The sequence below is a fragment of the Oleiphilus sp. HI0066 genome, from assembly GCF_001635725.1.
Window position 1 is genome coordinate 1 of the sequence record NZ_LWFH01000108.1, and the last position, 544, is coordinate 544.

Sequence of the window (544 nt, forward strand, 5' to 3'; positions counted from 1 at the left end):
TTATGCTACTTGCACGCGACTAATGAGGTCTTTCACAATTTCATTCGTTGCAGATACATCTGTCAGAATCATTTTTCCGCCAGCTTGAATGTCTTGGAATGTTGTCGTGGTTAAAAAGTCATTCTTGTTAAGATTTTCTTTATAGCTCTCACTGAGCTCTTGGCTGCGCATGGCAAGGCTTCGTACTTCGTCAGCAACGACAGCAAAGCCTTTGCCATGCTCTCCAGCGCGCGCAGCTTCAATCGCGGCATTCAAGGCAAGAATCACAATCTGCTTAACAATGTTGAAGAACTCTTGGTTTTGATGATGCATTTCGGCGTTGTGTTCCATCAACTGTGTCAGGCTTTCGTGCCAGCGTTCAAACGTCACTAGAAGGTTGGTTAGTTCTGCCAAGTCTTTCTCTACGTGCTCTAATTTTTCTGTGAGGAAGAATTGCTCGCGTTCGTGTTCATGGCGAAGAGATTGAATCTGCGCTTCGTAGTTCTGTGCGAGCTCGTTCTTTTCGTTTAGAGAAAGTTCTTTGGTATGTGCTAACTCGTGCTCT

Annotated in this window: 1 protein-coding gene; it reads right to left on the bottom strand. The window is 44.9% G+C overall.

Features of this window, described 5'->3' with window-relative positions:
• Window positions 1-544 (bottom strand): methyl-accepting chemotaxis protein (locus A3738_RS32480; protein ID WP_068763309.1); only part of this gene is annotated, 544 nt, incomplete at its 5' end.